Raw genomic sequence first — 15618 nt, 5'->3', positions numbered from 1 at the left:
ATCAAAACAAAGACTAGAGGAGAAAAGAGGCTCCACCCACCGTACCTCTCCCCCCCCCGCCACCACCCCCCCCCCCCCCTCCATCCCCCCCCCCCCCCCCCCCCCGCCCCCCCCCCCCCCACCCCCCCCCCCCCCCCCCCCCCCGCACCGTGGCAGCGCGGCGCACGGCAGCGTCGCGGCCCACGAAAGCGACGAGCGGTCCGTACGACGGCGGGGCACCGGAAACCTTCACGACCCCGCCGCCGTTCGTCCCCAACCTCACAGGCATAGTGGGGTGCTGTCTCAACGGGTCCCACGGACATCCGACCCGATGCATGACACGTACATGGCACATTCACGTTCCAACGGGGGTAACAGCACCATGCGTTCCACTCGTGCGCCGTTCGCGCGCAGTCGCGCAAGGCGGGTCGCACTCGCGGCCACCGGGCTCGCGGCGACCCTGGCACTCACCGCCACGGCCTGTGGCCCGAGCGATGACAAGGCGAGCGACAAGCCCGACTCCACCACGTCCCAGGGAGCCGACGGCTCCGATTCGGGTTCCGACTCCGGTTCCGACTCCAAGCTGCCTGCCGGCCTCGCCGACAAGCTCAAGGAGAAGGGCATCGACCTGGACGACTGGAAGAACGGTGCCTGGAAGAACTGGGACAAGGACGACTGGCTGAGCGAGGCCAAGGACTTCGCCAACCCCGTCATCGAAGGGCTCTGGAAGCCCGAGCGGATGCAGAAGGCCAAGGACCCGAAGAAGACGATCGCCGCGAAGGACGCGACCGCCGAGCAGGGGGCGACCGACCCCGAGCCGACGCCGGTCCAGGCCAAGCGCGAAAAGACGCCGTACCACGAGAACGCGGCCCCGGTGGGCAAGATCTTCTTCGACTCCCCCGAGGGTTCGATGGTCTGCTCCGGCACCGTCGTGACGGACCCGCGCAACCCGGGCAAGTCCAATCTCGTGTGGACCGCGGGTCACTGCGTGCACGCCGGCAAGAACGGCGGCTGGTACCGCAACATCGCCTTCGTGCCCTCCTACAACGACCTGGGCAAGTCCGAGGGCGATCTGCGCAACGCGGCCCCGCAGGAGATCGCCCCCTACGGCCAGTACTGGGCGGACTGGATCTCGACCTCCAACGAGTGGATCAACGGAGGCGGGCCGACGGGCGGCGAGGGTGCGACGTACGACTACGCCGTCCTGCACGTGAAGCCGGAGCAGGGCAGCAAGTCCCTGGAGGAGACCGTCGGCAACGCGCTCGACGTGGACTTCTCGGCCCCGTCCGCGCAGAGCGTCAGCTCGATGGGCGCCTGGGGCTACCCCGCCGCCCCGCCGTACAACGGTCTGATCATGCACAAGTGCGTGGACAAGCCGGGGCGTCTCTCGCTGTCGCCGTCGCTGCCGACCATGTACCGCATCGGCTGCACCATGACCGGCGGTTCGTCCGGCGGCGGCTGGTTCCGCATGGTGGGTGACAAGACGAAGCTCGTGTCGAACACTTCGATCGGCCCGGCCGAGAACACCTGGCTGGCCGGACCCCAGCTGGGCCGCGGCGCCCAGCAGGTCTACGACATGATGAGCAAGAAGTACGGCGGGCAGTAGCCGCACCGCACACCTGACATGGCGAAGGCCCGCCCCCTGCGAGAGGGGGCGGGCCTTCGCCATGTGCCCGGTTGCGGTGAACCACCGGTCCAAGCGCGCAGGCTCAGTGGGCGGCCGGCACGTACGGAGCGAGCTCCGCGGCGAGTTCCTCGTGCACCTGCGCCTTGAGCAGCGTGCCCTCGGCGGTGTGCTCCTCGGAGAGCACCTCGCCCTCGGCGTGCGCCCGCGAGACGAGCTGACCGTGCGTGTACGGAACGAGGGCCTCGATCTCCACCTCGGGCCGCGGCAGTTCGGTGTCGATGATCGCGAGCAGTTCCTCGATGCCCGCACCGCTCCGCGCGGAGACCGCGATCGCGTGCTTCTCGTTGCGCAGCAGGCGCTGGAGGACCAGCGGGTCCGCCGCGTCCGCCTTGTTGATCACCACGATCTCGGGCACGTCGGTGGCGCCCACGTCACGGATGACCTCCCGCACCGCGGCCAACTGCTCCTCCGGCACCGGGTGCGAGCCGTCGACCACGTGCAGGATCAGGTCGGAGTCGCCGACCTCCTCCATCGTGGAGCGGAACGCCTCGACGAGGTGGTGCGGCAGATGCCGTACGAACCCGACGGTGTCGGCCAGGGTGTAGACCCGCCCGCTCGGCGTCTCGGCCCGGCGCACGGTGGGGTCGAGGGTGGCGAACAGCGCGTTCTCCACCAGCACGCCCGCGCCGGTGAGGCGGTTGAGCAGCGAGGACTTGCCCGCGTTCGTGTAACCGGCGATCGCGACCGAAGGCACCTTGTTGCGCCGACGCTCCTGGCGCTTGATGTCGCGGCCCGTCTTCATCTCCGCGATCTCCCGGCGCATCTTCGCCATCTTCTCGCGGATCCGTCGCCGGTCCGTCTCGATCTTGGTCTCACCGGGACCACGGGTGGCCATGCCGCCACCGCCGCCGCCACCCATCTGACGGGAGAGCGACTGACCCCAGCCGCGGAGCCTCGGCAGCATGTACTGCATCTGCGCGAGCGCCACCTGCGCCTTGCCCTCCCGGGACTTGGCGTGCTGGGCGAAGATGTCGAGGATCAGGGCGGTCCTGTCGACCACCTTGACCTTGACGACGTCTTCGAGGTGGATCAGCTGGCCGGGGCTCAGCTCACCGTCGCACACGACGGTGTCGGCTCCGGTCTCGAGCACGATGTCACGCAGCTCCAGGGCCTTGCCGGAACCGATGTACGTCGCCGGGTCGGGCTTGTCGCGGCGCTGGACGACACCGTCCAGCACGAGCGCACCCGCCGTCTCGGCGAGCGCGGACAGCTCCGCGAGGGAGTTCTCCGCATCCTGGACCGTCCCCGACGTCCACACGCCGACGAGCACCACGCGCTCCAGACGGAGCTGTCGGTACTCGACCTCGGTGACGTCCTCGAGCTCGGTGGAGAGGCCGGCGACACGGCGCAGGGCCGCGCGCTCGGAGCGGTCGAGCTGATCGCCGTCCCGCGCTCCGTCGATCTCGTGGCTCCAGGCGACGTCCTCTTCCATCAGGGCATCGGCCCGAAGACCTTCGGGGTGGTTCTGCGCGAAGCTCTGTGCGTCCTGGGAAGGGGAAGAAGAGGAGGTCATTGGATCCTTACGTCGATACGCCGATGGGAAGGGCGACGGATGCCGGATCCGTCACAGTCGACAACGCCCGGGATGGTCCGGAGATTCCCGGAACGGCCGGGTCCGACCCCGAGATGTCCCCGAGGGGATGTCCCGGGCGGGCCGCGCCGCCGACCTCATGATGGTTGCACGGCACGCCCCGTCTCGTCACCCGGGTTATTTCCCGGAGTTCCAGTCCGGATGCCCCGGCATCGGCGGCGTCTTCTCCCCGTACAGCCAGCCGTCGAAGAATCCGCCCAGGTCCCGCCCTGCGACCTGCGAGGCCAGACGGACGAAGTCGGCGGTCTCGGCGTTGCCGTCGTGGTGGGTGCGCACCCAGTCCCGCTCCAGGCGGTCGAAGGCCCGCTGCCCGATCTCCTGGCGCAGGGCGTAGAGCACCAGGGCGCTGCCGTCGTAGACGACCGGGCGGAAGATGCTGATCTTCTTGCCGGGCGCCGGCGCCTTCGGCCTGGCCGGGGGGCCACCGGCCGCTCGCCAGCCGTCCGACTGACGGTAGGCGCCCCGCATCCGCTCGGTCAGGGACTTCTTGGCCTTCTCGTCGGCGAAAAGGGCCTCGTACCAGGTGGCGTGCCCCTCGTTCAGCCAGAGGTCCGACCAGGACCGGGGGCTGACGCTGTCACCGAACCACTGGTGCGCGAGCTCATGCACCATGATCGAGTCGACGTACCAGTCCGGGTACTCGGGGCGGGTGAAGAGGTCTCTCTCAAAGAGGGAGAGCGTCTGCGTCTCCAGTTCGAAGCCGGTCTGCGCGTGGGCGATCAGGACCCCGTAGGCCTCGAAGGGGTAGCGGCCGACCTTCCGCTCCATCCACTCGATCTGGCCGGGCGTCTTCTTCAGCCGGGGCTCCAGGACCTTGCGGTCCTTGGTGGGCACCACGTCACGCACCGGAAGGCCGTGCGGCCCCTTGCGGTGCACGACGGTGGAGCGGCCGATCGAGACCTGGGCCAGCTCGGTCGCCATGGGGTGATGGGTGCGGTACTCCCAGGTGGTGGCACCCGCGCGCCGGGTCTTCCCGGTGGGCAGACCGTTGGCGACGGCGGTGAGCCCCTTGGGCGCGGTGACCCTGAACGTGAACTCCGCCTTGTCCGCGGGGTGGTCGTTGCACGGAAAGACCAGGTGGGCGGCGTCGGCCTGATTGGCCATGGCCAGGCCGTCGTCGGTGCGCAGCCAGCCGCCCTCGGTGCCCTTGGCGGCGACGGGGTCGCTGGTGTGCCGGACGGTGATCTCCATCCGCTCGCCGGGCCCTACCGGCGTGGACGGCGTGAGGACCAGGTCCTCGCCACTGCTTTCGAAGCGTGCGCGCTCGCCGTTCACCTCCACGGAGCGCACCGTGCCGTGCGCGAAGTCGAGGTTCACCCGGTCCAGGGGGGCGAGCGCCCGCGCGTCGATCTTCGTGACGGCGTCCAGGGGTTTGCGGTTGTCGCCGCGGTAGGTGAACGCGATGTCGTACGACGCCACGTCGTACCCGGGGTTGCCCAGGTGCGGGAAGAGCCGGTCGCCGATGCCGAGCGGGGTGGCGGGGGACGGTGCGCTCGCCGCGACGAGGGCGGCGGAGGCGGTCGCCGCGATCAGTGCGGCGGCGAGGCGGGGGGTGCGGAGGGCCTTCGGCCGCAGGGCCGCGGTCCGTGGGGTGAGCAGCATGAACTACCGCTATCAGCGCACGTCTTCCCGCGCGTGACGGCGCGCGCCGGGCCACTCGAACGAGTCGCTGCCGGGCCCCGGACCGGCGCTGTCACCGGCTTCAGGGGGCGGCGGCCGCCGGGTGCTGGGCGCGGCTCACGTCGTACACCCCGGGGACCGCGCGCATCGCCCGCATCAGGCCCGGAAGGTGCCCCGCGTCCGGGAGTTGGAGCGTGTACGTATGGCGCACGCGCTGCTGGGTCGGCGGCTCCACGGTCGCCGAGATGACCGCCACGCCTTCGAGGGCGATCGCTTCGGTGAGGTCGGCGAGCAGATGCGCCCGGCCGAACGATTCGGCGATCAGGGTGACCCGGCACTCGGCGGAGTCGCCCCAGCGCACGCCGATCTCCGCGCGCCCGACGTCCTTCATGCGCTCCACGGCGGGACAGCCCACCCGGTGCACGGTCACGACGCCCCCGCGGACGGCGAAGGCGGTGACGTCGTCGGGCGGCACGGGCGTACAACAGCCGGCGAGGCGCACGCTCGCGCCCTCGCGGTCCACGACGGCGTTCGCCGCGGCGGACAGGAGGGCTCCGGAGGCCTCAGGCGCGGTCGCCGGCGCCTGCTGCGGCGGGCGCGGCGCGGACGGCGCCGGCGCGGGCGCCGAGGGGGCGGGGTGGGTGGTGAGCCAGCGCCGGATGGCGATCCGCGCGGCCGGCGTGCGCGCGTGGTCCAGCCACTCTCCGGAGGGCCCGGAGGCGAGGTCCTGCCCCATGAGCAGCTGGACGGTGTCGCCGTCCCGCAGGACCGTGCTGAGGGTCGCAAGGCGGCCGTTGACGCGGGCGCCGATGCAGGCGTGCGCGTCCTCGCCGTACTGGGCGTACGCGGCGTCCACGCAGCTGGCGCCTGCGGGGAGGCCGAGCGTGCCGCCGTCGGGCCGGAAGACGGCGATCTCGCGGTCCTGGGCGAGGTCCTCGCGGAGCGTCGACCAGAACGTGTCCGGGTCGGGGGCGGCCTGCTGCCAGTCGAGGAGCCGGGAGAGCCAGCCGGGCCTGGTCGGGTCCACGCGCTCGTCCTCGGCGCTGTCCGAGGGCTCCTCCGAAGGAGGAGCGTAGGGATTGCGCAGCGCGACGACGCCCGCCTCGGCGACCTGGTGCATCTGGTGCGTGCGGATGAGGACCTCGGCGACCTCGCCGTCGGAGCGGGTCACGGCCGTGTGCAGCGACTGGTAGAGGTTGAACTTCGGTACGGCGATGAAGTCCTTGAACTCCGATACGACCGGCGTGAAGCAGGTGTGCAGCTCTCCGAGGACTCCGTAGCAGTCGGCGTCCTCGTTGACGAGCACCAGCAGGCGGCCGAAGTCGGACGGGCGCAGGTCGCCGCGCTTGCGGTGCACGCGGTGGACGGAGACGGAGTGCCGCGGCCTGATGAGGACCTCGGCCGTGATGCCCGCGTCGCGCAGCACCCCGCGCACCTCGCCCGCGATGTCTCCCAGCGGGTCCCCCGGGGCCTCGGCGTCGGCCTCGATCATGGCCTTGACCTGCGCGCATTCCTCAGGGTGGAGGATCGCGAAGACGAGGTCCTCCAGCTCGGTCTTGAGCGCCTGCACACCCAGGCGCTCGGCGAGCGGGATGAGCACGTCCCGGGTGACCTTGGCGATGCGGGCCTGTTTCTCGGGGCGCATGACACCGAGGGTGCGCATGTTGTGCAGCCGGTCGGCGAGCTTGATCGACATGACGCGTACGTCGTTGCCGGTGGCGACGAGCATCTTGCGGAAGGTCTCGGGCTCCGCGGCCGCTCCGTAGTCGACCTTCTCCAGTTTCGTGACGCCGTCGACGAGATAGCAGACGTCGTCGCCGAACTCGGTGCGCACCTGGTCCAGCGTCACGTCCGTGTCCTCGACGGTGTCGTGCAGCAGGGAGGCGGTCAGGGTCGTGATCTCCGCGCCGAGCTGGGCGAGGATGAGGGTGACCGCGAGCGGGTGGGTGATGTACGGCTCGCCGCTCTTGCGCATCTGGCCGCGGTGCGAGGACTCGGCGAGGACGTACGCACGGCGCAGCGGCTCCAGGTCCGCGTCCGGGTAGTGGGTCCGGTGGGCCTCCGCCACATGGCCGATCGCGTCGGGGAGACGATCGCGCGTGCCGGACCCGAGCAGGGCGGCACGACCGAGCCTGCGCAGGTCGAGACGGGCGCGGCCGCGCCTTCGCTGGACCCCGGACGTCACGGGGCCGGGCGTGGCAGGGTTCGTGGCCTCCGCACTCATGAGCACCTCCGGCTGCTTCGACCGGCGGTGAGCGGACGACGGCGTACTCCGTCCGGGCCGGTGCTTGATGCTACCGAGCCCATCACGCGGCGCTGACCGCCTCTCGCCGAGCGTGAAACGGATCACCCATTCGAGCGACAGTTCATGAGATTGCAGTTTCGAGCCATTCGGACGCGATCTCGCCCTCCGCGACGATCACCGCGCCGCCCGTCATCTCGATCTCACCGTCGGGCCGCTCGGTGATGACCAGGCGGCCGCCCGGCAGGTCGACGGTGTACGTGACCGGGGCTCCGGTCACGGCCGGGTCCGCGCCGTCCTTGCGGGCCGCCGCCACGGCCACGGCGCACGCGCCCGTGCCGCAGGAACGGGTCTCGCCCGAGCCGCGCTCGTGCACGCGCATGGCGACGTGGCGCGGGCCGCGGGGGACGACGAACTCGACGTTCACCCCGTCCGGGTAGGCGGAGGCGGGGCTGAAGGGCGGCGGGTCGTAGAGGTTGCCCGCTTCGGAGAGGTCGTCCACGAAAGCGACGGCGTGCGGGTTGCCCATGTTCACGTTGCGCGCGGGCCAGCTGTGGTCGCCGACGGAGACGGTGACGTCCCCTTCGGGGAGCTGCGCCCTGCCCATGCCGACGGTGATGTCGCCGCCGGACTCCGCCTTGGCGATGTGCACGGTCTTCACGCCGCCGCGGGTGGCCACCGCCAGGTCTCCCTCGCCGACGTGCCCCGCGCGCTGCAGGTAGCGGGCGAAGACGCGCACGCCGTTGCCGCACATCTCGGCGACCGAGCCGTCGCCGTTGCGGTAGTCCATGAACCACTCGGCGCGGTCCGCGAGGTGGCGGGCGTCGGGGTGGGCGGCCGAGCGCACGACGTGCAGGAGGCCGTCGCCGCCGATGCCCGCACGCCGGTCGCACAGGGCGGCCACGGCCGCCGGGGACAGCTCGACGGCGTTGTCCGGGTCGGGGATGATCACGAAGTCGTTCTCGGTCCCGTGCCCCTTGAGGAAGGCGATCCGCGTGCTCATTCCTCGATCGTACGGGGTGGCCACGACACGCGGTCCACGCGGTGCGGCCGGGCCGGCGTTCCGCGCGGGGCGCCCCGCGACGTCGGCGCCCGGTGCCTCAGCGGAGCCTGGCCACCCGCCACACGGCCAGGGCGACCGCGCCGAGGACGAGCAGGGAGTACGCGGAGACGACCCGCCAGTCCGCTCGGCTCCCCGAGCCGCGCTCGGGCAGCCCCGGCCAGGTGTACCCCACGCGGCGGGCGGCCATCATGCCCCAGCCCGCGGCGCAGCAGCTGATCAGCAGCCCGAGCATGGCCACCACGGCGCCGCCGTCGCCGAACTCGAAGGCGAGCGGGAAGGCGAACATCAGGGAGCCGACCGCGGCCAGGATCACGATGGGCGCGAGCTGCCAGACGCGCAGGCGGGGCTGCGGTCGCAGCTCGACCTCGACCTCGGCCTCCGGCGCCATCTCGTCCGCGCCGGGACCGTCGTCCGTCACACCGCCCGGGGTCTCGTCTGGACCGTCGGGACTCAGCTGCTCTCCGCCGTCATGTGCGGTGTTACGAGGGCCGGCCTCCATCGCCACGCGCCCTCCCACTTCGGACTCCACCGGTCGATCGATGGTCGATGATGGCACGGCGTCAGGTGCCGGGATGACCGCCGGAGCGTCCCGATGCCATCACGTGATCAGGCTGTGACCGGTCGTTCGACCAACGCCAGTGCGCGTGCCGGGAGTTCTTCCATGTCGGCGACGGCCCCACTGAGCCAATGCACCCGCGGATCGCGGCGGAACCACGAGTCCTGCCGGCGTGCGAAGCGTTTGGTGGCCCGTACGGTCTCGGCGCGCGCCTCGTCCTGCGTGCACTCCCCCGCGAGCGCCGTGAGCACCTGCTGGTAGCCGAGTGCGCGCGATGCCGTCCGCCCCTCGCGCAGTCCCTGCTCCTCCAGGGCGCGCACTTCCTCGACCAGGCCCCGCTCCCACATGCGGTCCACGCGCGCGGCGATGCGTGCGTCGAGCTCGGGACGTGCGACGTCGACGCCGATCTGCACGGTGTCGTACACCGAGTCGTGGCCGGGGAGGTTGGCGGTGAAGGGCTTGCCCGTGATCTCGATGACCTCCAGGGCGCGGACGATGCGGCGGCCGTTGCTGGGCAGGATGGCCTGTGCCGCACCGGGGTCGGCGGCGGCCAGGCGGGCGTGCAGCGCCCCGGAGCCGCGCAGGGTGAGCTCCTCCTCCAGGCGGGCCCGCACGGCGGGGTCGGTGCCGGGGAACTCCAGGTGGTCCACGGCCCCGCGCACGTACAGGCCGGAGCCGCCGACCAGGATGGGCCAGCGCCCCGCGGCAAGGAGACGGTCGATCTCGGCGCGCGCCAGCCTCTGGTACTCGGCGACGCTGGCCGCCTCCGTGACGTCCCAGATGTCGAGGAGGTGGTGGGGCACGTCGCCGCGTTCCTCGGGCGTCAGCTTGGCGGTGCCGATATCCATCCCACGGTAGAGCTGCATGGAGTCGGCGTTGACGATTTCGCCGCCGAGGCGCTGGGCGAGGAAAACGCCCAGATCGGACTTTCCTGCCGCGGTCGGACCGACGACGGCGATGACCCGCGGGGCGGGGGCTGCACTACTCACCGCCCCAGTCTCGCAAACCGCCCGCCCTCTTCCCGAACGAGCTACGTGACGGCACGGCTCTGAGGTCGTTTCCTGTTGCGAGGTTCCGACCGCCGGTTTCGAGGACCGATCACCCGTGCGCCGCAATGGGACGCACCGGGCAGGGCGGGATTTCGCCCACACGAGTAACGTATGGAGTAGATATGGGCGTTTTTACACGGTTCCGCCGGAAGGCCAAGGACAGCGACGAGGCGTCAACGACCGATGCGGCCGCGGCCACACTGACGGCCGAGCCGGAAGCGGCCGAGGATGCCTCCGAGTCCGACACCGATGCGAAGCCCGCTGCCGAGGCCGACAAGGACGCCGGGAGCACCGAGAGCGCCGAGGACGCCGCGGCCGCTGAGGACACCGAGGCGGCCGTTGCCGGCGAGAAGCCGGCGGAGAGCGCCGAAGCGGCCGCAGCCGAGGGTGTGGAGATCCCGAAGCAGCAGTCCGCCGAGGCGGCGGCGGACAACGAGGCCGGTGAGAGCGCCCGCAAGTAGCCCCCAGCGAGGGAAGGTGGACCCATGGGCTTCCTGGACCAACTGAAAGCCAAGCTCGCCCCGGCCAAGGACAAGGTCTCGGGCCTCGCGCAGCAGCACGGGGACAAGATCGACCAGGGCCTGGACAAGGCCGCGAAGGTGGTCGACGAAAAGACCAAGGGCAAGTACAGCGACAAGATCCAGGCAGGCACGGGCAAGGCGAAGGATGCCGTCGACCGCCTCGGCGGGACGGACAAGGGCGCGGACGCCGGCGACAGCGCCGCTCCGCCGTCGTCTCCCCCTCCCCCGCCGGCTTCCTGACAGCAGCGGCGGACGGCCGCGAAGCAGCGCGCTTCGCGGCCGCCACCGCGTGTTCCGGGCGCACGACGGCAGCCGGAACACAACGTCCCGCTCCCCCGCCGTACGCGACCGATCGGTGCGTCGCGGCCCGGAACCCGTTATGCCGGGTGGGCCGGGAACCCGACTACGCCCGCAGCCCGGCTACGACCAGGCGGCCACCACGTACCCGACGCCGTACGGCGCGTCCTCGTAGAGCAGCTCACCGCTGAGCGCGGCGCCGTCCGCCGCCCCGGCGAGCACCTGCCACGGCGCACGGCCCGCCGCCTTCAGTTCGTATGCGAGGTCCTCGTCCAGCTCTTTCAGCGCCGCCACGTCGGCCGTGCCGAGCGCCCGTCCGGCCTCCGCGTCGAAGCCGGCCGCCCGGTCGTCGAGGTACCCCGGGGCCTTCAGCGTGCGGCACGCGCTGGCGTCGCCCATCACCAGCAGAGCCACGCGGTCGGCCCGCGCTCCGATCTCACCTCCGACGTGGATACACCGCTCGGCGGCAAGTGGTTCCCCCACGCCGAGACCTTCCACCGGAACGGTCGACCAGCGCGTACGCGCGAGCAGCCACGCGGCCACGGAGAGCGACGGGGGGAGCTCCCGCTGCGCGGCGCCGGACGCGGCCGGTTCGTCGCCCTGGGAGGCTCCCTGCGGCGGCTCGGGACCGAGGCGTACGTCGAGGTCCACCCCGAACCCCCGGAAGGAGCCACGCGCGCCCTGCGGATGCGGACCACGCCCGCTCTGCTCGGCGGGGCCGACCACGACGAGGCGGTCGGGACGCGCGGCTGCGAGTACCGCGAGGGCGTCCGAGCAGGCCGCGCGCGCGGTGTCCAGTTCGGGAGCGGCGCCCGCGGCGAGTTCGGGGACGAGCAGCGGCGAAGAGGGGCAGATGGCTGCGGCGACAAGCATGATCCGGAGGGTAACGCTCCCTGACAGCGGGCCGGGGCCCCTCCCCCGTCACGAGCCGCCCCGGGGTCAGTCGCAGCCGCAGCCGCTGCCCGTGGCCACCGGGAGGGGCTCCGGAGCACCGATCTTCGGCAGGCCGAGCATCACGCCGGCGGGCTTCGCGGCGGCCTCGGCGTTCCGCTTCTCCCAGGCGTCGCCCGCGCGCGTGGGACGCACGTTCAGGACGGCGCCCTCGGCGAGCAGGTGGTGCGGTGCGGCGTAGGTGATCTCGACGGTCACGACATCGCCGGGGCGCACCTCGGTGTCCGGCTTGGTGAAGTGGACGAGGCGGTTGTCGGGGGCGCGGCCGGAGAGGCGGTGCGTGGCACCGTCCTTGCGGCCCTCGCCCTCGGCGACCATCAGCTCCAGGGTGCGGCCGACCTGCTTCTTGTTCTCCCCCCAGGAGATCTCCTCCTGGACGGCCACCAGACGCTCGTAGCGCGACTGGACGACCTCCTTGGGGATCTGCCCCTCCATGGTCGCCGCCGGGGTCCCGGGACGCTTGGAGTACTGGAAGGTGAAGGCATTGGCGAAGCGCGCCTCGCGGACCACGTGCATGGTCTGCTCGAAGTCCTCCTCGGTCTCGCCGGGGAAGCCCACGATGATGTCGGTGGAGATCGCCGCGTCGGGCATGGCGGCGCGGACCTTCTCGATGATCCCCAGGAAACGATCCTGCCGGTACGAGCGGCGCATCGCCTTGAGCACGGGGTCCGAGCCGGACTGCAGCGGCATGTGGAGCTGCGGCATCACGTTCGGCGTCTCGGCCATGGCGGCGATCACGTCGTCGGTGAAGTCGCGCGGATGCGGGGAGGTGAAGCGCACGCGCTCCAGGCCCTCGATCTTCCCGCAGGCGCGCAGGAGCTTGCTGAAGGCCTCGCGGTCGCCGATGTCCGAGCCGTACGCGTTCACGTTCTGCCCGAGGAGGGTGATCTCGGAGACGCCCTCGCCGACGAGCGCCTCGATCTCCGCGAGGATGTCGCCGGTCCTGCGGTCCTTCTCCTTGCCGCGCAGCGCGGGCACGATGCAGAAGGTGCAGGTGTTGTTGCAGCCGACGGAGATGGAGACCCACGCCGCGTACGCGCTCTCGCGGCGGGTCGGCAGCGTCGACGGGAAGGCCTCGAGCGACTCCGCGATCTCGACCTGCGCCTCTTCCTGGACGCGGGCGCGCTCCAGGAGGACCGGCAGCTTGCCGATGTTGTGCGTGCCGAAGACGACGTCCACCCAGGGCGCCTTCTTGACGATGGTGTCGCGGTCCTTCTGGGCCAGGCAGCCGCCGACGGCGATCTGCATCCCCGGACGCTTGGTCTTCATCGGCGCCAGGCGGCCGAGATTGCCGTACAGACGGTTGTCGGCGTTCTCGCGCACGGCGCACGTGTTGAAGACGACGACGTCGGCATCGCCGTCCGCCCCGTCGGGCGCACGCTCGTAGCCGGCGTCCTCCAGCAGCCCGGAGAGCCGCTCGGAGTCATGGACGTTCATCTGGCACCCGTAGGTGCGCACCTCGTAAGTCTTCGCGCTCATCTCGCCCCCCAGGGTACGGGGTCGCCACGCGCGCGTGTCCGCGGATTCCGACCGGGCTGCCGGCGGGGCCGGATTCCGGGCGGGCCCGGTGTGACCTCACCCCTGGTCATCACGGTGAGTGGGCTGGCAGGATCGCGCGCATGCTCAAGGCACTTCCCCCCATCAGCAGGCGCCGCGCCCTGCAAGGTTCGGCCGCGGCGCTCGTGGTGTTCGGGTTGCTGCTGTGGTGGCTGCTGCCGGTGGGCGACGACTCCCCCAGCGGGCGCATCACGTTCAGTACGGGCGTGAAGAAGGGCGTCTACGAGCGGTACGGCAAGCTCTTGGAGACGGCGATCTCCCAGGACATGCCGAAGGTCGACGTCGAGCTCCTCAACAGTGAGGGGTCGCAGCAGAACATCGCGCGCGTGGCCACCGGCACGTCCGACTTCACCATCGCGGCGGCCGACGCCGTGGAGACGTACCGCCTCGACGGGGCACCGGGCTGGATGCGTCTGCGGGGCTGCACGCGGCTGTACGACGACTACATCCAGCTCGTGGTGCCCCGCGACTCGAAGATCGACTCCGTCGAGGACCTGCGGCACAAGCGCGTCGCGGTCGGCCAGGAGCACTCCGGCGTGCGGCTGGTGGCCGACCGGCTGCTCACCGCGGCGGGGCTCGATCCGAGCGCCGACATCGAGCCGGTGGCCGCGGGCATCGACACCATGCCCGACCTCCTGAAGCACGGTTCCATCGATGCCTTCTTCTGGTCCGGCGGGCTCCCGACCACCTCCGTGCGCGAGCTCTCCGAGGAGATGGACATCGAACTCGTGAAGCTCGGCTACCTCGTCGACGCGCTGCACAAGCAGGGCGGCGGCTCACGGTACTACCGGGCCGCGACGATGCCGGCCGACGCCTATCCCGAGGCCCAGCACGGCGCCGCCGTGCCGACACTGGCCGTGGCGAACCTCCTGGTGACCACGGACCGGGCCGATCCAGAGCTCACCGAGCGGCTGACCCGCACCGTCATCGACAGCCGCGACCACATAGGGGATGAGGTGCACGCGGCCCAGTTGGTGGATCTGCGCACCGCCCTGTTCACGGACCCGCTGCCGCTGCACGACGGCGCGCGCCGCTACTACCGCTCGGTCAAGCCCTGAGGCCTCTCCGACGGCCCTGAGCGGCCCCGTCAGCCCGCGGAAGGCTCGCTGCGCGGGACGCTGACCGTCACCCTCAGTCCGTGCGGCTCGTGGCGGTCGTACGCGATGGAGCCGCCGCCCGCCGCGAGCAGGGCCCGCGAGATGGACAGGCCGAGCCCCGAGCCCTTGACGTTCTGGTGGCGGTTGCTGCGCCAGAAGCGGTCGCCGACGCGGGCGAGTTCGTCGTCGGTGAGGCCGGGGCCGCCGTCGGTGACCACGACCGTCGTCGTCGCGTCGCTGGAGGCGACCGTCACATGGACCGCCCCGTCTTCGGGCGTGAACTTCAGGGCGTTGTCGATCACGGCGTCCAGCGCGCTGGAGAGGGCGACCGGGTCCGCCCAGCCCGTCGTGGCCGGGCACTCGCCCGTCAGCCGTACGCCCCGCCGGTCGGCGAGCGGGCGCCAGGCGGCGACGCGCTCGGCGGCCAGGTCGCCGATGTCGGTGACATCGAGGTCGGCCTCGGCGTGCTCGGCGAGCGCCAGGTCGAGCAGGTCGTCGAGGACCTGGGCCAGGCGCTTGCCCTCGGTGCGGACCGAGGCGATCTCCTCGTTGCCCTCGGGCAGTTCGAGGGCGAGGAGTTCGATGCGCAGGAGGAGGGCCGAGAGGGGGTTGCGCAGTTGGTGCGAGGCGTCGGCGACGAAGGCGCGCTGCTGTTCGAGGACGTCCTGGACGTTGTCGGCCATCTCGTTGAACGACCGGGCCAGGCGTCGCAGTTCCGGCGGCCCGCCCGCCGCCGCGACCCGGGACTTGAGGCGTCCGGTCGCGATGTCGTGCGTGGTGGCGTCCAGGACGCGCACCGGACGCAGCACCCAGCCGGTGAGCCGCAGGGCCGCGCCGACCGCAAGGAGCATGGCCGCCGACTCACCGGCGACGATGAGCAGCCAGCCGTGCAGCGTCTGGGAACGCATGCGTCCCGTCGGCGAGTCCGTGACGACCACGGCGATGACGTCACCGTCCTTGATCACCGGTGAGGCCACGGCCAGCCGCCCCCGCTGCCACGGCCACACCTGTTCCGGGTCGTGGCTGCCGCGGGAGCGCAGGGCCTCGTCGAAGGCGTCCCGCACGGCTCCGCCCTGGGGCAGGAACCAGTCGTTCGGGGCGTTGGCCATGGGGCCGTCGTCGCGGTAGAAGACGCCCGCGCGGATGCCGTAGACGTCGAAGTAGTCGTCGAGTTCCTTCTGCAGCGTCTCGCGGCGCTCGTCCTTGCTGCCCACCACCCGTGATCCCGCGGGACGTTTGGTGACGAACTGGGCGAGCGACGCGAAGCGTGCCGTGTCGTCGATCCGGTCGACGACCACCTTCTGCTGCTGGGCCGCCGCGACACTGACGGCGAGCGGGAAGCCGAGCGCGAGCAGGACGCCCGCCATGAGAACGATCAGCAGCGGGAGGAGGCGAGAGTGCACCTGTC

13 protein-coding genes are annotated in these 15618 nt (G+C 71.6%); 4 read left to right on the top strand and 9 right to left on the bottom strand.

The genetic code is table 11. The features are described 5' to 3' along the window. Window positions 1-361: 361 nt before the first annotated feature. The gene (locus ACZ592_RS38455; RefSeq protein ID WP_471586399.1) at window positions 362-1585 is read left to right on the top strand and encodes a trypsin-like serine peptidase; all 1224 of its coding nucleotides are present in this window, start codon (window positions 362-364) and stop codon (window positions 1583-1585) included. A 103-nt stretch (window positions 1586-1688) separates the two neighbouring features. Here ACZ592_RS38455 and hflX read toward each other — a convergent pair whose 3' ends face one another. The 6 genes from hflX to miaA form a co-directional block, all read right to left on the bottom strand. Continuing rightward, complete coding sequence (gene hflX / locus ACZ592_RS38450; protein ID WP_471586398.1) at window positions 1689-3179, bottom strand: GTPase HflX; 1491 nt, start codon at window positions 3177-3179, stop codon at window positions 1689-1691. A 195-nt stretch (window positions 3180-3374) separates the two neighbouring features. Further along, window positions 3375-4859, bottom strand: a complete 1485-nt coding sequence (locus ACZ592_RS38445; RefSeq protein WP_471586397.1) for a M1 family metallopeptidase — start codon at window positions 4857-4859, stop codon at window positions 3375-3377. 100 nt (window positions 4860-4959) lie between these two features. Continuing rightward, entirely contained in the window at window positions 4960-7101 is a 2142-nt protein-coding gene (locus ACZ592_RS38440; protein WP_471586396.1) for a RelA/SpoT family protein, read from the bottom strand. 142 nt (window positions 7102-7243) lie between these two features. Beyond that, window positions 7244-8122: a diaminopimelate epimerase gene (dapF, locus tag ACZ592_RS38435; RefSeq protein ID WP_471586395.1), complete on the bottom strand. Its 879-nt coding sequence runs from the start codon at window positions 8120-8122 to the stop codon at window positions 7244-7246. Window positions 8123-8219: 97 nt separating this feature from the next. Then, window positions 8220-8681: a hypothetical protein gene (locus ACZ592_RS38430; protein ID WP_471586404.1), complete on the bottom strand. Its 462-nt coding sequence runs from the start codon at window positions 8679-8681 to the stop codon at window positions 8220-8222. Between the two features lie 107 nt (window positions 8682-8788). Then, a complete protein-coding gene (gene miaA / locus ACZ592_RS38425; RefSeq protein ID WP_471586394.1) occupies window positions 8789-9727 on the bottom strand; it encodes a tRNA (adenosine(37)-N6)-dimethylallyltransferase MiaA in 939 nt (312 codons plus the stop codon). 182 nt (window positions 9728-9909) lie between these two features. Here miaA and ACZ592_RS38420 point away from each other — a divergent pair, with 182 nt between their 5' ends. Together ACZ592_RS38420 and ACZ592_RS38415 are read left to right on the top strand one after the other, a co-directional pair. Continuing rightward, the gene (locus ACZ592_RS38420) at window positions 9910-10248 is read left to right on the top strand and encodes a hypothetical protein (protein WP_471586393.1); all 339 of its coding nucleotides are present in this window, start codon (window positions 9910-9912) and stop codon (window positions 10246-10248) included. A 24-nt stretch (window positions 10249-10272) separates the two neighbouring features. After that, window positions 10273-10548 carry an antitoxin gene (locus tag ACZ592_RS38415; protein ID WP_471586392.1) on the top strand — a complete coding sequence of 92 codons (276 nt, stop codon included), beginning with the start codon at window positions 10273-10275 and terminating at the stop codon, window positions 10546-10548. A 180-nt stretch (window positions 10549-10728) separates the two neighbouring features. Here the strand turns inward: ACZ592_RS38415 and ACZ592_RS38410 are convergent, their stop codons facing one another. Both ACZ592_RS38410 and miaB read right to left on the bottom strand, forming a co-directional pair. Next, window positions 10729-11478: a class III extradiol dioxygenase subunit B-like domain-containing protein gene (locus tag ACZ592_RS38410; protein ID WP_471586391.1), complete on the bottom strand. Its 750-nt coding sequence runs from the start codon at window positions 11476-11478 to the stop codon at window positions 10729-10731. A gap of 66 nt (window positions 11479-11544) precedes the next feature. Further along, the gene (gene miaB, locus ACZ592_RS38405) at window positions 11545-13035 is read right to left on the bottom strand and encodes a tRNA (N6-isopentenyl adenosine(37)-C2)-methylthiotransferase MiaB (RefSeq protein ID WP_471586390.1); all 1491 of its coding nucleotides are present in this window, start codon (window positions 13033-13035) and stop codon (window positions 11545-11547) included. Between the two features lie 140 nt (window positions 13036-13175). Here miaB and ACZ592_RS38400 point away from each other — a divergent pair, with 140 nt between their 5' ends. Beyond that, window positions 13176-14171 (top strand): TAXI family TRAP transporter solute-binding subunit, encoded by a 996-nt coding sequence (locus ACZ592_RS38400; RefSeq protein ID WP_471586389.1) that lies wholly within the window; start codon window positions 13176-13178, stop codon window positions 14169-14171. Window positions 14172-14200: 29 nt separating this feature from the next. Here ACZ592_RS38400 and ACZ592_RS38395 read toward each other — a convergent pair whose 3' ends face one another. Beyond that, the gene (locus tag ACZ592_RS38395; RefSeq protein WP_471586388.1) at window positions 14201-15613 is read right to left on the bottom strand and encodes a sensor histidine kinase; all 1413 of its coding nucleotides are present in this window, start codon (window positions 15611-15613) and stop codon (window positions 14201-14203) included. Window positions 15614-15618: the final 5 nt, after the last annotated feature.

This window comes from Streptomyces sp. NPDC040622, assembly GCF_055593965.1.
This window is presented reverse-complemented; position numbering and strand designations above follow the sequence as displayed.